The 20526-nt window shown below is 34.9% G+C and carries 24 protein-coding genes, 2 tRNA genes and 1 other annotated feature; of the genes, 3 read left to right on the top strand and 23 right to left on the bottom strand.

Annotated elements, in window-relative coordinates; all coding sequences use genetic code 11:
- Window positions 1–354: 354 nt before the first annotated feature.
- The 23 genes from GSA01S_RS03850 to GSA01S_RS03740 form a co-directional block, all read right to left on the bottom strand.
- Window positions 355–440 (bottom strand) — tRNA-Leu (locus GSA01S_RS03850).
- 37 nt (window positions 441–477) lie between these two features.
- A tRNA-Thr gene (locus GSA01S_RS03845) sits at window positions 478–550 on the bottom strand.
- 81 nt (window positions 551–631) lie between these two features.
- Window positions 632–1153, bottom strand: coding sequence for a peptide-methionine (S)-S-oxide reductase MsrA (gene msrA / locus GSA01S_RS03840; protein ID WP_066125059.1), 522 nt, complete (start codon window positions 1151–1153; stop codon window positions 632–634).
- Between the two features lie 11 nt (window positions 1154–1164).
- Complete coding sequence (locus tag GSA01S_RS03835; RefSeq protein ID WP_066125057.1) at window positions 1165–2478, bottom strand: D-alanyl-D-alanine carboxypeptidase family protein; 1314 nt, start codon at window positions 2476–2478, stop codon at window positions 1165–1167.
- A complete protein-coding gene (locus GSA01S_RS03830; protein ID WP_169792668.1) occupies window positions 2479–3483 on the bottom strand; it encodes a sensor histidine kinase in 1005 nt (334 codons plus the stop codon).
- Between the two features lie 133 nt (window positions 3484–3616).
- Entirely contained in the window at window positions 3617–4312 is a 696-nt protein-coding gene (locus tag GSA01S_RS03825; protein ID WP_066125053.1) for a response regulator transcription factor, read from the bottom strand.
- A 174-nt stretch (window positions 4313–4486) separates the two neighbouring features.
- On the bottom strand, window positions 4487–4852 hold the full coding sequence (rplL, locus tag GSA01S_RS03820) for a 50S ribosomal protein L7/L12 (protein ID WP_066125051.1): 366 nt from the start codon (window positions 4850–4852) through the stop codon (window positions 4487–4489).
- A 40-nt stretch (window positions 4853–4892) separates the two neighbouring features.
- The gene (gene rplJ / locus GSA01S_RS03815; RefSeq protein WP_066125049.1) at window positions 4893–5399 is read right to left on the bottom strand and encodes a 50S ribosomal protein L10; all 507 of its coding nucleotides are present in this window, start codon (window positions 5397–5399) and stop codon (window positions 4893–4895) included.
- Window positions 5400–5429: 30 nt separating this feature from the next.
- Window positions 5430–5554, bottom strand: a sequence feature (ribosomal protein L10 leader region).
- A 57-nt stretch (window positions 5555–5611) separates the two neighbouring features.
- Window positions 5612–6301, bottom strand: coding sequence for a 50S ribosomal protein L1 (rplA, locus tag GSA01S_RS03810; protein ID WP_066125047.1), 690 nt, complete (start codon window positions 6299–6301; stop codon window positions 5612–5614).
- Window positions 6302–6385: 84 nt separating this feature from the next.
- Entirely contained in the window at window positions 6386–6811 is a 426-nt protein-coding gene (gene rplK, locus GSA01S_RS03805) for a 50S ribosomal protein L11 (RefSeq protein ID WP_066125045.1), read from the bottom strand.
- A 127-nt stretch (window positions 6812–6938) separates the two neighbouring features.
- Window positions 6939–7748 carry a TspO-related membrane protein gene (locus GSA01S_RS03800; RefSeq protein ID WP_506256061.1) on the bottom strand — a complete coding sequence of 270 codons (810 nt, stop codon included), beginning with the start codon at window positions 7746–7748 and terminating at the stop codon, window positions 6939–6941.
- Window positions 7749–7754: 6 nt separating this feature from the next.
- Window positions 7755–8300 (bottom strand): transcription termination/antitermination protein NusG, encoded by a 546-nt coding sequence (nusG, locus tag GSA01S_RS03795; RefSeq protein WP_066125041.1) that lies wholly within the window; start codon window positions 8298–8300, stop codon window positions 7755–7757.
- Window positions 8301–8399: 99 nt separating this feature from the next.
- On the bottom strand, window positions 8400–8573 hold the full coding sequence (gene secE / locus GSA01S_RS03790; RefSeq protein WP_066125039.1) for a preprotein translocase subunit SecE: 174 nt from the start codon (window positions 8571–8573) through the stop codon (window positions 8400–8402).
- Window positions 8574–8592: 19 nt separating this feature from the next.
- Complete coding sequence (rpmG, locus tag GSA01S_RS03785) at window positions 8593–8748, bottom strand: 50S ribosomal protein L33 (protein ID WP_066125037.1); 156 nt, start codon at window positions 8746–8748, stop codon at window positions 8593–8595.
- Between the two features lie 135 nt (window positions 8749–8883).
- On the bottom strand, window positions 8884–9489 hold the full coding sequence (locus GSA01S_RS03780; RefSeq protein ID WP_066125035.1) for a sigma-70 family RNA polymerase sigma factor: 606 nt from the start codon (window positions 9487–9489) through the stop codon (window positions 8884–8886).
- A 37-nt stretch (window positions 9490–9526) separates the two neighbouring features.
- A complete protein-coding gene (locus tag GSA01S_RS03775; RefSeq protein WP_066125033.1) occupies window positions 9527–10069 on the bottom strand; it encodes an NYN domain-containing protein in 543 nt (180 codons plus the stop codon).
- Window positions 10070–10088: 19 nt separating this feature from the next.
- Complete coding sequence (gene rlmB / locus GSA01S_RS03770; RefSeq protein WP_066125031.1) at window positions 10089–10877, bottom strand: 23S rRNA (guanosine(2251)-2'-O)-methyltransferase RlmB; 789 nt, start codon at window positions 10875–10877, stop codon at window positions 10089–10091.
- Entirely contained in the window at window positions 10874–11284 is a 411-nt protein-coding gene (locus GSA01S_RS03765) for a Mini-ribonuclease 3 (RefSeq protein ID WP_066125029.1), read from the bottom strand. The genes rlmB and GSA01S_RS03765 overlap by 4 nt, the downstream gene beginning before the upstream one ends.
- A complete protein-coding gene (cysS, locus tag GSA01S_RS03760) occupies window positions 11284–12711 on the bottom strand; it encodes a cysteine--tRNA ligase (RefSeq protein WP_066125027.1) in 1428 nt (475 codons plus the stop codon). The genes GSA01S_RS03765 and cysS overlap by 1 nt, the downstream gene beginning before the upstream one ends.
- A gap of 60 nt (window positions 12712–12771) precedes the next feature.
- A complete protein-coding gene (gene gltX, locus GSA01S_RS03755; protein WP_066125025.1) occupies window positions 12772–14247 on the bottom strand; it encodes a glutamate--tRNA ligase in 1476 nt (491 codons plus the stop codon).
- Window position 14248: 1 nt separating this feature from the next.
- Window positions 14249–15382 carry a PIN/TRAM domain-containing protein gene (locus GSA01S_RS03750; protein ID WP_066125024.1) on the bottom strand — a complete coding sequence of 378 codons (1134 nt, stop codon included), beginning with the start codon at window positions 15380–15382 and terminating at the stop codon, window positions 14249–14251.
- Window positions 15383–15396: 14 nt separating this feature from the next.
- On the bottom strand, window positions 15397–16773 hold the full coding sequence (gene radA, locus GSA01S_RS03745; protein ID WP_066125022.1) for a DNA repair protein RadA: 1377 nt from the start codon (window positions 16771–16773) through the stop codon (window positions 15397–15399).
- Window positions 16774–16793: 20 nt separating this feature from the next.
- Window positions 16794–17360 (bottom strand): dCTP deaminase/dUTPase family protein, encoded by a 567-nt coding sequence (locus tag GSA01S_RS03740; protein ID WP_066125020.1) that lies wholly within the window; start codon window positions 17358–17360, stop codon window positions 16794–16796.
- A gap of 225 nt (window positions 17361–17585) precedes the next feature.
- Here GSA01S_RS03740 and GSA01S_RS03735 point away from each other — a divergent pair, with 225 nt between their 5' ends.
- From GSA01S_RS03735 to GSA01S_RS11085, 3 genes are all read left to right on the top strand, one after another.
- Window positions 17586–18692, top strand: coding sequence for an ABC transporter ATP-binding protein (locus tag GSA01S_RS03735; RefSeq protein WP_066125018.1), 1107 nt, complete (start codon window positions 17586–17588; stop codon window positions 18690–18692).
- A 321-nt stretch (window positions 18693–19013) separates the two neighbouring features.
- Window positions 19014–20174 (top strand): PTS transporter subunit EIIC, encoded by a 1161-nt coding sequence (locus GSA01S_RS03730; protein ID WP_245631266.1) that lies wholly within the window; start codon window positions 19014–19016, stop codon window positions 20172–20174.
- A gap of 7 nt (window positions 20175–20181) precedes the next feature.
- Window positions 20182–20481 carry a PTS sugar transporter subunit IIB gene (locus GSA01S_RS11085; protein ID WP_245631267.1) on the top strand — a complete coding sequence of 100 codons (300 nt, stop codon included), beginning with the start codon at window positions 20182–20184 and terminating at the stop codon, window positions 20479–20481.
- Window positions 20482–20526: the final 45 nt, after the last annotated feature.

The following is a 20526-nucleotide window of genomic DNA, read 5'->3' as shown; positions in this document are numbered from 1 at the left end:
CCTTACTTCTTTAAGACGCAATTTGAGGCCACTCAACCACTCCGCTTTTAATTACCGATCAATAAACTTGATTCAATTTATCAAAATGATGTCTAAATCTTAAGACGCAGGTGAGACCACTCAACCACTGCGCTTTTAATTAGCGAGCAATCAATTGATTTAATTTTTCAAGTTTATGCCCAGCTCATGAGCAATCATTTAAGAATTATTATTCATAATGACTACTAATACTACTAATAATTTATAAACTAAAGAGTTTTTTTATTAATACGTAATCAATTACGTAATAAAAAAAGACCCCAGTTACTACTACAACTGAAGCCTAGAAACATTGTTAAGTCAATGTTTAAATGATGCCGAGGACCGGAATCGAACCGGTACGGGTATCACTACCCGCAGGATTTTAAGTCCTGTGCGTCTGCCAGTTCCGCCACCCCGGCAAAGGATATTTTGGAACCTTTGATTATTACTAATCAATGCCGGCTAAAGGACTTGAACCCTCGACCCTCTGATTACAAATCAGATGCTCTACCAACTGAGCTAAGCCGGCCTGTGAATGTGATTCACAACATGATTAATAATACCTTATTTACATCTATATTGTCAATACAAATTATGACATTTTTACGAATTATTGCTGAAATCTTTCAATAAATTGGTCTCTTCCGGAACCTTGTCGATACCGTTGATAATGAGTAGGATTTTTCTTATAAAAATCCTGATGATAATCTTCAGCAACAAAAAATTCTGTTGCTTCAGTAATCGGTACTACAATTGGTTTTGAAAATCGTTGACTCAAATCTAAATGCTCTTTAGATTGTTCAGCTAATTCTTTTTGCTCAGGAGTTGTGTAAAATATTTCTGGTCGATACGAAGAGCCACGATCCACAAATTGTCCTTCTAAATCCGTAGGATCAATGACAGACCAGTATACTTCTAATAGCTTTTGATAAGGAATTATCGCTGGATCATAGGTAATTTTTACCGCTTCAGTATGGCCAGTCATTCCTGTTTTTACTTGTTCATAACTTGGGTTCATAACATGACCACCTGTATAACCTGATTCAACTGAAATAACTCCTGGCCACTGATCAAATGGATGTACCATACACCAAAAACAACCTCCAGCAAAAATAGCGACTTCTTGACTCATCTATATCACCTCTAATTAAATATGTTAGTAAAAAATTTTCGAATTGCTTCGATTATCGTTATAATAAATCTCATTACTGATTGTAAAAATTTTCCAAAAATTGATTTTTCAGGTATCGATTCATTCGCCACTACCTGTACTTCACTGTTTTGAGCCGTTGGTAAGTACTCGATGTTATAATGTTGAAAATCCATTTTTAATGTTCCTAAAAAATCTCCTTTATCTATTGGAGCGGTTATATAATTTTGGTATCCTGTTTTTTCTTCATTAGGTATAAATTGATAATCAATGTTTAATTGATTATCGCCTTTTGGTACACTGATTACGAAATCATCTGTATAGACAGAATGTATGATATCTCTCGTACCACCATCTACATTTATAACAGGGATTTCTTCCGTCAAACTCTCTTTTTTTACAATAATCTTCGTATCAAAACTGCTCTGAGCATATTGTATCAATTGTTCAACAGAATAATAGGGGTCTTCTAGATTCTCTGACACCCCGATTACTACTGCTAAATAGGTCGTTTCTTGATCGGTGCTACTTATCACTTGATTATAGCCATTTTGGGGAGCATAGCCAATAAACATTCCATTGACTGACAGTTTGGTGTCTTTTAATAATGGATTATTGCTTGTTGTTTGAAAAGCATCATCTGTATCTGCTTTAAAATTTAATTCTTTAGTCGAGGCATATTCTAAATATTGTGGATAGTCTTTGTATAATCTGAATGCGACTGTTGAAATTGTCTCCGCACTCATTTTATTAGTTTGACCTTGATACTCTTCTACACCTCTCTCATAGTCATTAGGTAACCCCAAACTATCAACAAATTGATAATTTGAAAGTTGCCATTCACTTAACTTTTGTTCCATTAATTTTATAAAATCTGCTTCATTGGATGCAATTTTTTCAACTAGAGCCAACGCTGCACCATTCGCATTTTTTACTGCGATGGCCGTTATTAACTCTTCTACCGTATATGAAAAATCCTGTCTTAAAGGAACGTTCGGTATATCATAATCTTGACTGAGCTCATACGCAGCATTAGAAATAGGGACTATATCCTCTAAATTAATTTTTTCTGTTTCAATTTGCTCAAAAACAATATATAACAGTAATAATTTAGATAAGGATCCAATTTCTAAAAGGTCTTCGGAATTTTTATTAAAGAGAACCTGCCCATTATCGCCATTGATTAACATCATAGACTGAGCAGGTAAATTTTCAATATTTAATTCTTGAGCACTGACTAAACTATGCTTTGGTAGCACCAGGAAAACAGATAATAATAAAATCAATATTTTATTAATCATCTTCATTTATAATCTACTCATCTCGATTCTAAATATCATTTCGTTATTCTCAATCATAGCATAAATGATACCATTATGTAACTCTACAATATTTCTAGCGATTCCTAAACCGAGACCCGTCCCAGGAATAGCAGAATTTCTTGAGGTATCTACCCGATAACTTCTTTGGAAAACTTTTTCCAATTCTTCTAATTTTAGAAGCTCACCATTATTGACTACATCCATAATAATCTGGTCATCATCTATTAGGTTAGCATTCATTTTTATTTTAGTGGCACCATGTCCATATTTTAGCGCATTTGATAATAAGTTATTAAATACTCGTGCCAGTTTTTCTGGGTCAAAATGAACAATTAAGTTTTTAGGCATCACATTGATTTCAATTTCAATCTTTTTTTCAGCTGCTTCTAATTCAAATTCTGCTGCCAGTTGTTCAAAGAAAAAATCTAGATGAACTTCTTCAGGGGTAACTTCATATGAAACTAATCTCGAAGCGGCGTAATCAAACAAATCATTAACCATCACTTGCATACTCATTGCTTTTTTATAGGCGATATGCGTATATTCTAGTAACTGTTCTTCTGAATGATACCGTTTGTTTTCAATTAATCCTAGATAGCCGATGATAGAGGTTAAAGGGGTTCTTAAATCATGCCCCACATTGGCGATTAACTCATCTTTAGTCTTTTCTATCCGACGTTCTTCCTCCATCGCATGAACCGTACTATCCACCAAAGAGTTAACACTCCGTACAATTTCTGATAATTCATCAACCTGCATATCTGGAATTCTTAATTGATAATTTCCTCTTGCAATATAAGTTAAGTATTCCAAAAGATGATTCAAGTGGATTGTAGAAATCTTACGCTTCATCTGCCAATATGCCAGTCCTATTCCTAAAAAAATTATCACAACAGCAAAAGATTGTTTTGCTAATTCTAACTTTGCAGGAGTCAACTTAAAATATTCATAAGCAGTCATTTCTTCTTCACCATACATACCTATAGGCACACTTAAGACCTCAATAAACAAGAGTGTGACACTCAAGTATAAAAAGTAAAGTACCCCCATGATAAGTAAAATTTCTAACACTAATTCAACTATTTCGTGTCGTCGAAATTTCACTGTAGGTAGTTTATCTTGACTAAGCTTCAATTTTATACCCAACACCCCATACTGTACGGATTACTTTTTCACCACCAGTCGCTTCCTCAATCTTATCTCTTAAGTGACTAACGTGAACCATAACCGTTTTGGCACTGACAACACTTTCTTGATTCCAAACAGCTTCAAAAATTTCATTCGCACTAAATACGCGATTAGGATGACTCGCTAATAGAAATAAAATTTCAAATTCTATTGCGGTAAGTTGAATTTGAACACCAGAAAGAGTTGTAACTTCATGAGATTCCTTCTTAATTTCCAATGGACCCACAATAATGGTATCTGGTACTTCTGGTTGCATATAATTTTGTTGGCGTCTTAAAATAGATTTAATTCTCGCAACAACTTCTAATGGATTAAATGGTTTGGTGATATAATCATCGGCACCACTAATTAATCCTTGTATTTTATCTGTATCTGATGATTTAGCACTTACCATAATAACAGGCAAGCTCTTTTGGTTTTTCCGAATATATGATAAAACTTTCAAACCATCCACTTGCGGAATCATAATATCCAATAATACCATATTTAGATTTGTTTCTTCCTCTAAAATATTTAACGCTTGTTGACCATTATAGGCTTTTAAAACCTCGTAACCTTCGTTTTGTAAATAAATATTAAGCAACTCCACAATTTCACGATCATCATCTACTATTAAAATTTTTGTATTCATCACTTCACTTCCTTCTTCAATACTCTACTCTATTATACCTATTTTTTTAAAATAGTGTTAAAAAATCATTTAAAATAAAGAATTCTTAGGAAAATTTTATTTCATAGCAAAAAAAAAGAATGATGATTGCCATCATTCCTTTCTTATTTGTATAAAATAATAATCTATCGAAGATTATTTTACTTCTACAGAAGCTCCAACTTCTTCTAATGAAGCTTTTAATGCTTCAGCGTCTTCTTTAGATACGCCTTCTTTAATTGCTTTAGGAGCATTGTCAACTAATTCTTTAGCTTCTTTTAATCCTAAACCAGTAGCTTCACGAACTGCTTTAATAACTTTGATTTTTGAGTCTCCAGCAGATGCTAAGATAACGTCAAATTCAGTTTTTTCTTCAGCAGCAGCACCACCAGCAGCAGCTACAGCTACAGGAGCAGCAGCAGTTACGCCAAATTCTTCTTCGATTGCTTTTACTAAGTCATTTAATTCGATAATTGTTGCTTCTTTAATTTCAGCAATAATGTTTTCAATATTTAAAGCCATTTATATTTCCTCCGTTTATGTTTTTATAAGTAATAATTGATTATGCTGCGTCGTCTTCTTTAGATTCAGCCACAGCTTTGATAGCCAATGCAGTATTGCGAACTGGCGCTTGTAATACAGAAAGTAACATTGATAATAATCCATCGCGGTCTGGTAATTTCGCTAAAGCGTTAATATCTTCAGCTGAAGAAACTTCACCTTCAATTAAACCACCCTTGATTGATAAATGTTCTACTTTATCAGCAAATTCTGCAACAATTTTAGCAGGTGCCACTACTTCAGATTCAGAATAAACGATAGCTGATGGTCCTACGAAAACTGAGTCCATACCTTCGATACCTGCTTCTACTGCCGCACGACGTAAAATTGTGTTTTTAACAACTTTCATGTAAACATCGTTTTCACGTAATTCTTTACGTAAATTAGTAACTTCTTCTACAGTTAAACCTAATGAGTCTACAACGACTACTGATGCAGCTGCTTTTAATTTCTCTGCAACTTCTGTTACTTCTGCTTGTTTTTTCATGATTACTGTTTCTTTTGTCATAAGTTTCACCTCCGTCTTATTGAGCTAGAGATTTTCAAAAAAAAATCTCTATGTCACCTTAGACACAGAGAGATAGATCCATAAATTCGGAACTTCCTCGGCAAGAAATTAAGGCGTTCGCCACTTGCTGTCTACGGTAGTTTAACACTTTATATATAATACAAAAAAGAATATTATAAGTCAACCCCTAAATGAGGTTGACTTTCATTTTTTTAAATTGTTGTTGGATCGATTTTAATTCCAGGGCCAAATGTAGTACTTAAAGCTAAGTTAGTGATATAAGTACCTTTAGCAGTAGCTGGTTTTAAGCGAACGATTTGATCGTGTAATGCTTTAAAGTTATCTGCTAATTTAGCATCTTCAAATGACACTTTACCAATTGGCACGTTTACGATACCTGCTTTGTCAGCACGGTAAGTAACTTGTCCTGCTTTAATGTCTTCAACAGCTTTAGTAACATCCATTGTTACAGTACCTGTTTTAGGGTTAGGCATTAATCCTTTAGGTCCTAATACACGACCTAAACGACCTACTTGACCCATCATATCAGGTGTTGCTACCATCACATCAAAGTCTAACCAACCATCGTTAATTTTATCGATTAAGTCAGCTTCACCAACAAAATCAGCACCTGCTGCTTCTGCTTCTTTAGCTTTTTCGCCACGAGCGATAACTACAACACGAGAAGTTTTTCCTGTACCGTGTGGTAATACCATAGCCCCACGAATTTGTTGATCAGCTTTTTTTACGTCAATGTTTAAATTGTATGAAACTTCAACAGTCGCGTCAAATTTTGCGAAGTCGATTTCTTTTGCTAAAGCGATAGCTTCAGTCATGTCATATTTTTTAGTGCGGTCAACTTTTTCTAAAGCTGCACTAAAGTTTTTGCTTTTTTTAGCCATTTTTTATTTTCCTCCTATACTTGTGGTTATAACGGTTTGACCTCCCACACCCGATAGAAAACGGGGCGAGAAACTACACTGCGCTTAATCTTGGACAGTGATACCCATAGAACGAGCAGTACCTTCAACGATGCGCATTGCTGCTTCTACGCTAGCTGCGTTTAAATCTTCCATTTTAGTTTCAGCAACTTCTTGAACTTGTGCTTTTGTAATAGTTGCTACTTTTGTTTTATTTGGTACACCAGAACCTTTTTGGATACCAGCTGCTTTTTTCAATAATACTGGTACTGGTGGTTTTTTAGTGATAAACGTAAATGAACGGTCTTCATATACATCAATTACTACAGGAATAATGAATCCTGCTTGATCTTGTGTACGAGCGTTAAACTCTTTACAGAACCCCATAATGTTAACTTGCGCTTGACCTAAAGCTGGACCTACTGGTGGAGCTGGACTTGCTGCGCCGGCTGGAATTTGTAATTTAACTTGTTTTACTACTTTTTTAGCCACGAAAATTCCTCCTATATCTTTTTATTCGTGATGTGGTTTATGGAAAACCATTTCCTCCCACTCATTGTGCGTACTTGCGCACCCAAGTATACTAACACATAACGTGTTAGAAAGCAAGAAGAAAGTTTTATTTTTCAATATCTGTTCTTGATTTTTGATTTTGTTGATTCTTTAAGTGTGTTAGATAGATAAATAATGCTACCATCATTACTCCTATCGCCAGTGTACAGATAAAAATCATATTGTTGGCATAAGGAAATTGCTTATTATGATATTGAAGGGTTAATCCAAACACACCCAGTATAATGGCAATCATCATCATACCATTACCGTATTTTGCATAATAATAACTTGAAAATAAAGCTAATAACAATACCGTCATAATGGCCACAATCACCCAAATCATGCCACTAAATGTGATACCAACTGACTTCATATAAGCGAATAAAGTCACAACGGTTTCAAATATTAACCAACCAACAAAAAATCCAGTTGGAAATTTAATTAACCAATTATTTTGTCGTAATTGACTATTTTGGCTAATGATTCGAATCCCTTTCAATAGATAATTAGTCGCAGCCGCAATAAATATTAATGACAATAATAAGGAATGATTCAACCAACTCACTATCCAAAAAATTGTCATTAAGCAACCAATACTGACTATTTCTTTCAATTGGTGATCAAAGATTTGTTTAAAGCGTTGATTCTTTGAGAAGTATTCAATATAAAGTAAATTCGTAATCAGCCAAAACATGCTGATTGCACCAATATACAAATAATTTTTATGAGGCATCAATAATGATTCGAATAGCTTTTGAAGGTTTTCCAAAGATGGTATCATCATATTTGGAAAAATTGCCAAACTTATTATTATTAGCGTGAAACCTAGTAATAATGGATAAATAATCGGAATTCTTTTAAATATCTCATTCATAGTAGATTAAATATCTTGTTTCTTAACTTGATGGAATTCGATTTCGGCTTCAGTCTCACGGCCAAACATTTCCAGTAAAACTTTTAATTTTTGATGTTCTTGATCAATTTCAACAATTGAACCGTTTAATCCAGAGAAAGCTCCTTCCACAATTTCAACATAATCGCCAACTTTTACATTCAATTCGACACGTTGTACTGGTGTTTCGACATCACCTAAGATTTGATCCATTTCTTCTTCTAATAAAGGCGATGGTTTACTTCCAGCACCGTGAGATCCGACAAAACCTGTCACTCCTGGTGTATTACGTACAATAAACCAAGCTTGATCAGACATCACCATTTCAATTAATACATAACCTGGAAACGTCTTAGCTACTTTTTTCTTTTCCTCTCCGTCGACTACTTCAATTATTTCTTCTTCCGGTACCACAATTCTGAAAATATTTTTTTCCATATTCATGCTTTCTTTACGTAATTCAATATTTTCTCGAACTTTATTTTCATAACCTGAATAAGTATGAAGTACATACCATTCTTTTTTTGCTTCCATCACAATTCCCCTCACTTATTTCCATAATAAAAAACCTACGGCTTGTAGGTTTTTGCTTTAACTCTATTATACAGATAAAATTTTAATTTGAAAACTATTTTATAATGATACTAGCCAACTAATTAAATTAGCAAATATAGTATCAACACCTGCAAAATATAAACCAAACAAAATAATCATGACAATAACTGTCCATGTATATTTGTTAACTTCGCCTAAAGACGGCCAATTAACTCTTTTTAATTCTTCGAAAACACCTTTAATATATCCCATCGTTATCTTCCCATCCTAACTATTTCGTTTCTTTATGCACTGTATGTTTATTGCAATATCTACAAAACTTTTTAATTTCTAATCGGACATTTTTTCCAGTTTGTGTTGGAGTCATGTGGTAATTGCGTTGGCCACACTCCGTACACGCTAAAGCCGTTTTCTTTTGTTGTGCCATAGCAATTCCTCCCCATCGATTTACTTACCACTATATGATATAAATCAATTACTTTTTTGTCAAGATAGAATAAAAGGTGTTGCGTTAAATGTTTGGTTATTTTGTTTTTGTGTAAGGATTGCTTTATCCCCTTTGTCATCCAAAATGCTGTCGACATTTTTTTCGGCAACGTGCTAGAGCATTTTCAATCACTCTTCTATCTTCGTTCATTTTTTTAGCAATATTAGACACACTATTATCTTCTTCCATCATACGATAGATAAAAACCATTTTTTCTAATTCAGATAAATCTTCAATTAATTGTTCCAGAGCATCTTTTGCGATTACCCATTCGAGGGTATCAGGACCCTCTTCAAATAATAAATCTCCATAAGTATAAACTTCATTTTTGCCATCAACTAAACTCACCGGTTCATTTAATGATAGGAGATTTAGTTGTTTTTCACGCTTTTTTGCCATTATTTTCCTTAAATAATTAATTAAACGATTTTCATATATTCTCGCAAAATAACTGGCAACATAATATTTTCCCTCGATATCATAGTGTTCAATCACTAACATTAACGCAATGCGTCCTTCTTGAAAGTAATCATCCAATTCAAACCCCATAATAGGGTACTGTCTGAAACATTTTCGATATAAAGGTGTAAAACGATAAAATAATTCATTAAATGCTTCGTCATCAAACTCGGCCTGTAACATTACCACTAATTCTTCATTGCTTAAGTAGTCCAAACGCATGATTTTCCTCCATTCAATTGGAGAAATGCATCCTCATTTATTCTTTATTTTTCGTTTCTAGCTCACGTCTCAAACGGTCTAAATCTGCTAACTGTTCAACTTGCCATGGGCTTCTTCTTCTTAGCATTCCATTATAATACGTTGAAATTTCAGTTGTTAGTTGCTGTTTTGTATAAGAAATTTCCACTGCTAATTCATTTGCCGATTGTCTTAACGCACCTCGTTGAAAAATTAGCCATTGCTCGGCATAGTCACTCGTTGCAACGACTACCCTATTTAGAGGTGTGATATATTGATTAACTTCTCTTTCGATATATGAGTCCGCCGTTTCCCCTTCTTTAGTGAACACAACTTGAAGATCGTACTCATCATATCTTTGTGTAATCCCGGGAACTAAATAGGCATCAAAAATCACAAAAATTTCATCATAGCCTCTTACTTTTTTAAAATTAGATAGTTCCTGTAATAAGGTATCTCGAGCTAGCGCTAATTCATCTTTTTTCATCAAGCTCGCTAGATGTGGCCATGCCCCTATCATATTATAACCGTCGACAAATAGGATATCTTTTTTCTTAAGCATGTGACCACCTCCATATATTCTACTTACCTAGTCGATTGCGCGCCACTTCGTACATTAAAACACCTGCTGCTACACTAGCATTTAAGCTTTGAGTGGTTCCAGTCATCGGAATAGTGACTGTCCCATCACAAGCTGCTATCACATTTTGTGAAACTCCTTGGCCTTCATTACCAATAACGAGTGCAATGGCTCCTTCGCTATTCCAAGTACGCATATCTTCACCTGACATGGCGGTTGCAAAAACCCAGACACCTTTTTGTTTTAATAATTCGACTGTTTGAGCAATGTTGGTCACACGCACTACTGGTACTTTTTCAATTGAACCTGCTGAGGTCTTCGCCACGATACCGGTTAATCCAACGGCACGTCTTTTCGGTATAATGACACCATGAACACCAGTGGCTTCAGCTGTTCTTAGAATTGAACCTAAATTGTGCGGATCCTCTATGCCATCCAAAATTAATAAAAATGGAGCTTCTTCACGTTCTTGTGCCAATTGAAAGCAGTCTTCAAGTGTTTTATATTCAAATGGCGGCAAGGTAATTGCCACACCTTGATGATTCCCATTGTCAGTTAATTCATCTAATTTAGTTTTTGGGACTTCGATAAAAACGACTCCTTGTTGTTTCGCTGCTCTCAGTATATCTTTAACCCCGCTTCCCGTCAGTCCTTTTTGAATAAATAATTTATTTATTTGTTTTTTCTCTTTGAAAACTTTCATTACGACATGACGTCCGAATAAAACTTCAGAATATTCTTCTTTTTCGATTGATTTCGATCGTTTTTCAGAGTGTTGATGTTGTTTCATTTATTCTCCTCATTTTCAATATATTCAATTGCTAAAGTCATTAACTCAGTACATCGCTCTACTTGATTAGTTAAGGAGAGCCAACCAATTAGTGCTTCAAAGCCTGTCGCTTGACGATAATCGCCAATCGAGGCATTTTTTGCCTTGGTATTCGCTTTATTATTACGACCTCTTTTATAAATTTCAATCTCTTTTGTTGATAATCGTTCTTCTGAATCAATCCAACTTTTCATAACTTTTGCTTGGCCTTCAGCTGATACATATTTTATCGCAGCACGATGCAACTTATTAGGGGACGTTTGTCCTGATTGAATCACATGTTTGCGCACAAACTGTTCATATACAGCGTCCCCCACATAAGCTAAGGCCGCACCGTTTAATAAGTCAAATGGATTAATCTCGGTCATTAAGGTGTCACTCTTTTCCAAGTTGTTCCCTGAGGCGTGTCATCTAATAAGATTCCTTGTGCTTTTAATTGATCACGAATCTCATCCGCTTTTGCAAAATTTCGTTCTTTACGTGCTTGATTACGTTCTTCGATTAATTGTTCAATTTCTTCTTCTAAAGTCTCTGTTTCTTTAAAAATAATACCAAAGATACTCATTAATTGCTCAAACTTAGATTGCATCCATTCAATCACTTCACGATTAACCACTGATGCTTCAAGGTACTTATTCATTACTTTGGTTAAATCGAAGATAACAGTTAAGGCATTCCCAGCTTGAAAATCATTGTCCATTTCAGCTTCGAATTGTTCAATTTTTTCTCTAATTGCTTGTTTATATTGTTGGTCTTGTTCTGTTAAATCCTGTGCTACTGCATCTTCTAAACGATGTTTTAGACGACGATTCACTTCTTTTAAGCGTTCCAAATTAATGGTCGCATCATGAATTGATTTTTCATCAAAACGCAAAGGTCGACGGTAATGGACCGTAGCTAATAAAAATCTTACCACTAACGGATCGACTTCCTTGATTAAATCACGTAATAGTACAAAATTCCCTAACGATTTACTCATCTTCTCATCGTCTTGACCAATCGTCACAAATCCATTGTGCATCCAATAGTTACTAAATGTATGCCCTGTAGCACATTCAGATTGAGCAATTTCATTTTCATGATGTGGAAATTGTAAATCTTGGCCCCCTCCATGAATGTCAATCGTCTCCCCTAAATATTTCGTTGCCATTACGGAACATTCGATATGCCATCCTGGGCGTCCTTCACCCCAAGGTGAATGCCAATGAATTTCTCCAGGTTTTGCTTGTTTCCATAGAGCAAAATCAAGCGGATCATTCTTTCTTTCCGCAATTAAATCTTGAACTCGCTCACTCGCACCCACTAATAATTCATCAATACTTTGGTCGGATAATTGACCATATTTATCAAATGAAGATGTTTTAAAATATACATCGCCTGATGATTCATACGCATAACCTTTTTCGATTAACACTTGGATGAATTCAATAATATCGCTAATATTTTCCATTACACGTGGATGAAGGGTAGCCGACATGACATTGATTGCGGCGGTATCTTCTTTAAAAGCTTGAATGTATTTGTCGGCAATCGCTTCAGGAGTGATTCCTTCTTCATTAGCCGCTTTAATAATTTTATCATCCACATCAGTAAAATTGCTGACGTAATTCACTTCATAACCACGATAGATTAAATATCGACGGATAGTATCAAATGAGACGGCACTTCTTGCGTTACCAATGTGGATAAAATTATAAACAGTGGGACCACAAACATAAAAATTTACCTTTCCTTCTACTATCGGTTTAAAAATTTCTTTGGTTCTGGTTAAAGTATTATAAATTTGAATGGCCATAATATTCTCCGTTTCTATCAAGAAAGCCTGTCAAAAATGTGACAGGCTTCACTCTATTGATTATATTAAATTTAACACTTGATCGATATGATTAATTGCTTTTTCTTTTCCTAGAACTTCAATCACACTTGGTAATTCCGGTCCGTGCATTTGACCTGAGACCGCAATACGAATTGGCATAAATAACTGGCGTCCTTTAACACCTGTTGCTTTTTGTACTGCTTTGGTTAAAGGTTTAATATTTTCAGCAGTAAAATCTGCTTCGTCTAAATTCACTAATTGTTCACGCATGGCTTGGATAACAACTGGTGCGGTCTCATTCGCTAATTCTGCTTTAGCTGCTTCATCAATATGAAGCTCATCTCTGAAGAAAAGTTCAGATACTTCAACGACTTCAGCACCGTATGATACTTGTTCATGATATAAACTGACTAACTTAGTCACCCAGTCCATTTCTGCTGCAGATGGATTTTCACTGACTCTGCCTGCTGCTTTCAAATGTGGTAAGGCCAATTCCACTACTTTTTCTAGTGGAGCCTGTTTTACATAAGTATTGTTAATCCATTCTAATTTTTTAGCATCGAATGCAGCCGGTGAAGTTGATAAACGATTTTCATCAAATAAGTCGATTAATTGATCATGTGAGAAAATTTCTTCTTCGCCAACTGGTGACCAACCTAATAATGTAATAAAGTTAAACATTGCTTCTGGTAAGTAACCTAAGTTACGATATTGCTCGATAAATTGTAAAATACCACCATCGCGTTTACTTAATTTTTTATTGGTCTCACTATTCACGATTAAAGTCATATGCCCAAATCTTGGTACTTCCCATCCAAATGCATCATAAATCATCATTTGTTTAGGGGTGTTGGCAATATGATCATCCCCACGTAATACATGAGTGATTTTCATGAAATGATCATCTACTGTTACCGCAAAATTATAGGTTGGCATTCCGTCTCGTTTTTGAATGACCCAGTCGCCAGAAATATTTTTGGATTCAAAAGTAATGGGTCCTTTAACGATATCATCGAACTCATAAACAACATTTTCTGGCACACGGAAACGAATAACCGGAACCCGTCCTTCAGCTTCAAAAGCAGCTTCTTGTTCCTTAGTTAAGTGAGCATGTTGACCACCATAATGAGGCATTTCTCCTCTAGCTTTTTGCGCTTCACGCTCTTGTTCTAATTCTTCTTCTGTCATATAACATTTATAAGCCTTATCTTCAGCTAATAATTGTTCAATAAGTGGTTGATAAATGTGCAGACGTTCTGATTGACGATAAGGTCCGTATTCACCTGGTTTTTCTGGGGATTCATCCCAATCAATTCCTAACCAAGAAAGATTATCCATTTGACTTTGTTCACCATGCTCTAAATTACGTTTTAAATCTGTATCTTCGATACGAATGATAAATTCTCCGCCGTGATGACGAGCAAATAAATAATTAAATAAGGCTGTACGAGCATTCCCCATATGTAAATCTCCTGTTGGACTTGGTGCATAACGAACACGAATCTTTTGACTCATATTATAAAACTCCCTTTTTATCATTAGTTTCTATTCTACCATGTGAGTGGGCCGGTTTAGCAAAAATCATGCGCCCTGCTGCTGTTTGCAAAGCACTTGTCACAATAACATGGATCCACTCGTTCATATAATACTGACCATCTTCTACCACAATCATCGTTCCATCATCTAGATAAGCGACGCCTTGTTTGCGCTCAGTACCATCTTTTATTACTTGAACATACATTTGTTCACCTGGAATAACCACTGGTTTAATGGCGTTGGCTAAAGCATTAATATTAAACACCTTCACATTCTGAAATTCACAAACTTTATTTAAATTATAATCATTTGTGACAATCGCAGCATCCATTAATTTGGCTAATCGAATTAATTTACTATCGACTTCTGATATTTCTTCAAAATCACCTTCATAAAACTCAATCGGAATAAGTGCTTCTTTTTGCAACATATTTAAGGTATCAAGACCTTTACGACCTTTTGATCGTTTTAAGGAATCGGCAGAATCGGCAATAAACTGTAATTCTTCTAATACAAAATTAGGAATTACTAAGACCCCTTCAATAAAATTGGTCCTTACAATATCTACAATACGTCCATCAATAATAACACTTGTATCGAGTAACTTGTACTTATACATATTATCACTCGCTTTACGCTCTAGCAACTGTGAATCTTGATTAGAGGCAGTTTCTTTAAGATTTTGTCTACTATTAATTAATTTCCCCCATTCTTCTTTACGACTCATCGCTGTTTGATACCCTACTAAAGCGGAAGTAACTGAAAAAATAAGTGGTAATGTTGAATTTAGAAAAGGTATATTTAGACTATTAAATGGTAATGAAAATAAATAACCAATTAATAATCCTACAAAAATACCAATCGTTCCTAATATTAAATTTGATGTAGCTAAGTTATTAACCCATTCGATTAATCGTTTAATTCCTTTTTCGATATATGGAGAAAGTGTCATCCCTAATAACATAAAAACAATAATAAAAATAATAGCATTCACATAGAGATTACTCATCCAAATCGGCGCATTAGGTATTCCTTTCCACAAAGATGGCGCAATGGTTAAACCAAAACTTAAACCAATCAACATCGAAAGAGCTGTAATAATTTTTTTAAACATCTTTTACCTCCTTTCTATTTTGGAAAAATTTTCATTAAAGCTTGTTTAATCGTTGATACCGGTATAATTTCTATTGCCAATTGGGTATCTTTAGGTGGCTGATTATTTTTTGGAATAAAAATACGTTTAAAACCTAATTTATTTGCTTCGCTAATCCGTTCTTTAATTTGGGTTACTCGACGAATTTCTCCCGTTAATCCAATTTCACCAACGAAACAATCGTCGATATTGGTCGGTTTATTCCAGTAACTTGAGGCAATACTCACCGCAATCGCTAAATCGATAGCAGGTTCATCTAATTTAACTCCACCGGTTGTTTTAAAAAATGCATCTTGATTTTGTACCATCAAACCACAATGTTTCTCCATTACCGCTAATAATAAGGAAACCCGTTGGTAATCAATGCCACTCGCTGTTCTTTTAGCATTACCAAAAACAGTCGGTGTCATTAATGATTGTACTTCTGCTAATATCGTGCGTGTCCCTTCTAATGAAGGAACAACCGTTGATCCGGTAGCTCCAACCAATCGTTCTTCTAGAAATAACTCTGATGGATTATTTACTTCGGTCAACCCTACATCCAACATTTCAAAAACGCCAATTTCATTGGTAGAACCAAAACGATTCTTTACTGCTCGTAAAATTCTAAAGCGATTATACTTTTCACCTTCAAAATACAATACCGTATCGACCATATGTTCTAACATACGAGGTCCAGCGATATTGCCCTCCTTAGTCACATGACCCACAATAAAAATAGCAATTTGATTATCTTTCGCAATGCGCATCAATATATTGGTTGTTTCTCTAAGTTGCGATACACTGCCGGCTACTCCATTATGATCAGGTAAAGTCATCGTTTGAATCGAATCAATGATTACCATATCAGGTGATAATCGACTAATCTCATTCGCAATCACAGTTAAATCTGTTTCAGAATACAAGTAAAAATTATCACTATCCATCGAAAGGCGTTCCGCTCGCATTTTTATTTGTGATAATGATTCTTCACCAGAAACATATAATATTTTTTGGTTTTTATTCGCTAATTGTAATGAAACTTGCAATAACAGTGTGGACTTACCAATTCCGGGATCTCCTCCGATTAATACCAATGAACCCGTTACGACTCCACCACCTAAGACACGGTCAAACTCTGAAAAATCAGTATTGACCCTTGCTTCATTAATATATTGGATTTCATTTAGTTTTTTGGCATAATAATCGTCACCTGTTCTGTTGGACGCAATACTCGCTCGTTGAACCACTGTTGGCTGAACAATTTGTTCTTCCATTTGATTCCATGCGCCACATTCTGGACATTTTCCTAACCATTTAGGTGATTCATAACCACACGCCATACATTCATACATGATTCGTTTTTTTGCCATGTTGTTATTTTATCCTCCACTTATTCATTATTAGATGAACCAAATCCTCCTGTTCTTTGCTTTTCACCACCGGTATCTTGATCTGTCTTCAAAAATTTAGTAAAAATGCCTTGTGCAATTCGTTCACCTTTTTGAATGGTTTGATCGTTCAAACCAAAATTAATCATTTGCACATAAATATGACCTTCATTTGCTTCATTATTATAGTAATCTTGATCAATAATCCCGACACTATTAGGAATTGATAAAAAACGTTTTAGTGGATTACTTGAACGGTTAATAATCTGTAAGTATTCATCTTCTTGCATATAGGCTTTTAATCCGGTTGGAACTAAGGTTGGTTTCATCAATGTTTCTACTTTTATCGCTTCTTTTGACTTAGATTCCATAGGATGTTGAAAAATCCATTGTTTCATATCTTTCAAAAAATACGTAATCAGTAAACGCCAATAACTTGGTAATACCACCGTTTCTGCAGCTTCAATATCATATCCTGCGGCGTGATGAGTGGCTCTTTTTGGCAAATTGATTGCTTCATTTTGATACTTTGTAATAACTTCAAACCCTCTAATTGCTTGCTGAGTCATCGTTATCCTCCTTGATTTTATTAATCATTCCTATTTTATCACTAAACCACTATTTCTCAAAACGTAATTTCTTGTTTTTTTAAAATATTTATTGAATCCCTAAATGTTTTGAAAACCTTTTCTACAATATGTTGAATATATTTTGTGCACTGGGACGATAGATTATTAACCGTTTCCACTTTATAATTAAATCATACAAATAAAATAAAAGGAGTTATTATTGTTATGGTAGATATTAAATTAAAAAATATTCACAAAAAATATGAAGGTTCTGATTTTTATTCAGTAACTGACTTCAACTTAGATATTGAAGATCGCGAATTTATCGTTTTCGTAGGTCCTTCAGGATGTGGTAAATCTACTACTTTACGTATGATTGCTGGTTTAGAGGATATTACAGAAGGTGAATTATGGATTGGTGACACCTTAATGAACGATGTTGCTCCTAAAGACCGTGACATCGCGATGGTATTCCAAAACTACGCTTTATATCCACATATGACAGTATTCGACAATATGGCTTTCGGATTAAAATTACGTAAATATCCAAAAGATGAAATTAAACAACGTGTTGATAATGCAGCTGAAATCTTAGGATTAAAAGAATATTTAGACCGTAAACCAGCAGCTTTATCCGGTGGTCAACGTCAACGTGTGGCTTTAGGTCGTGCAATTGTTCGTGATGCTAAAGTATTCTTAATGGACGAACCTTTATCAAACTTAGATGCGAAATTACGTGTGCAAATGCGTGCTGAAATTGCTAAATTACATCAACGTTTAAATACCACAACGATTTACGTTACCCATGACCAAACTGAAGCGATGACAATGGCCAGCCGTATCGTTATTATGAAGGACGGAATTATCCAACAAATTGGTACTCCTCAAGAAGTATATAATACACCTAACAATGTTTTCGTTGCTGGTTTCATTGGATCACCTGCTATGAACTTCTTCAAAGTAACTTATAAAGACGGTATCATCTCTAACAACGAAGGATTACAGTTAAATGTAACTGAACCACAACGCCAATTATTAGAATCTCGTGGATACAATGGGAAACAATTAACATTTGGTATTCGTCCTGAAGATATTCAATCAGAACAAGTCTTCTTAGATGCAAACCCTAATTCAATTGTTCACTCTACTGTTGTAGTTTCTGAGTTATTAGGTGCAGAAACAATGTTATATTCTAAAGTTGGAGATACTGAGTTTATCGCACGTGTAGACGCTCGTGACTTCCATAATCCAGGTGAAAATGTTGATTTAGGATTCAACATGAATAAAGCTCACTTCTTTGATAATGAAACAGAAGAAGTTATCCGCGCTTAATTTAAGAATGTTTAAATTTCGTGTATTGGGCAAAAAATAGAGAATATTCTTATTTTCACACTTTGCACAATGCTTGTAATGAATAGTAAGAGATTTAAAAAGAAATTGGTAGATTTCTTTTTAAATCTCTTTTTTTCTCATTCATAATGCATTATAATTATTTTCTATGAAAATTGATAAAAAATGTAATAAAATTATATTGAAAACGCTTTATAGTATCGTTATAATTAAATTATAAAGTGGTATTTTTAGGAAAGGAGGACCGTATTAACACCGCTTTTTGCATTTATTTTTTATTATCCCATTTAGGAAGAAATTGGTATGATGAAATATTTACAACGTATTGGTCGTTCATTAATGCTTCCAGTGGCAGTATTACCTGCCGGCGCGTTATTAATGGGTATTGGTTACTGGATTGATCCAACCGGTTGGGGAGCAGGTAGTCCAGTGGCTAACTTCTTTATTAAAGCTGGGGGCGCCCTTATTGATAATTTACCATTGCTATTCGCAATGGGGGTTGCTTATGGTATGACTAAAAAACAAGATGGTGCTTCAATTATTGCAGGGGTAGTCGCATGGTTAACCATCACTACTTTATTAAATACAGATTCTTTTGCAAACTTAACTTCTATGCCAGTAGAAGAAGTTTCACCTGCCTTTGATAAAATTGCCAATGCCTTTACTGGTATCTTATCCGGTTTAATCGGTGCCTTTGCTTTTGATAAATTCCATAATGTTCAATTACCAACTGCTTTTGCTTTCTTCAGTGGTAAGCGCTTAGCACCTATTATGGCGTCATTAATGGCGATTGTCGCGTCACTGGTTTTATTCTTTATTTGGCCAGCTGTATATGGAGGATTAATTGCTTTTGGTACTGGAATGTCTAAATTAGGCGCCTTTGGTGCTGGTTTATTTGGTTTCTTTAACCGTTTATTAATTCCAACAGGATTACACCACGCTTTAAATGCTGTTTTCTGGTTTGATACGATTGGTATCAATGATCTTGGTAAATTCTGGGGTTCACCAGAATTAGGCGGAGTTGTTGGTGAAACAGGCCGCTACATGGCTGGTTTCTTCCCAATTATGATGTTTGGCTTACCAGGTGGGGCTTTAGCTATGTACCGCAAAGCACGTCCTGAGAATAAAAAAGTGGTCGCTTCATTATTTATCGCAGCTGCCACAGCGAGCTTTGTTACTGGGGTAACAGAACCATTAGAATTCTCATTTATGTTTGCAGCACCCGCTTTATATTTAATCCATGCTGGTTTAACGGGGCTTTCACTTTTCATCACTGCATCATTAAAATGGTTTGCAGGTTTTGGTTTCTCTGCTGGGGTACTTGACTATATTCTTTCATTTAGAGTACCTTATGCAACAAATATTATTATGTTAATTCCATTAGGTTTAGTATTCTTTGCGATTTATTACTTTACATTTAGTTGGGCCATCGATCAATTCGATTTAAAAAACACCGGGTCGTGAAGATGTCATCGCAGATGGTTTAGAAGAGGATAATCTTGATGCTCAAGCGACAGGAACACAATCTGACTATGCTCGTACCGCTAAAACAATCTTTGATGCTTTAGGTGGAAATGAAAATATTGAGGACATGACCTTCTGTGCAACTCGTCTAAGATTAAATGTAAAGGATTCTAGTATTATTGATGAAGCTAAAATAAAAGCAGCGGGTTCTCCAGGTATCTTAAAACCAAGTAAAACAACTGCTCAAGTGATTATCGGAACCCATGTACAATTTGTTGCTGATGAATTTGAAAAACTATTAAAATAATGACATTATTTCATTAAAAAATAAGCTCTAGAGACTGAGGCTGGG

Source organism: Globicatella sanguinis NBRC 15551, assembly GCF_001552295.1.
GTDB lineage: Bacteria > Bacillota > Bacilli > Lactobacillales > Aerococcaceae > Globicatella > Globicatella sanguinis.
The sequence above is the reverse complement of the archived record's forward strand: the minus strand, read 5'-3'. Positions and strand labels throughout refer to the sequence as shown.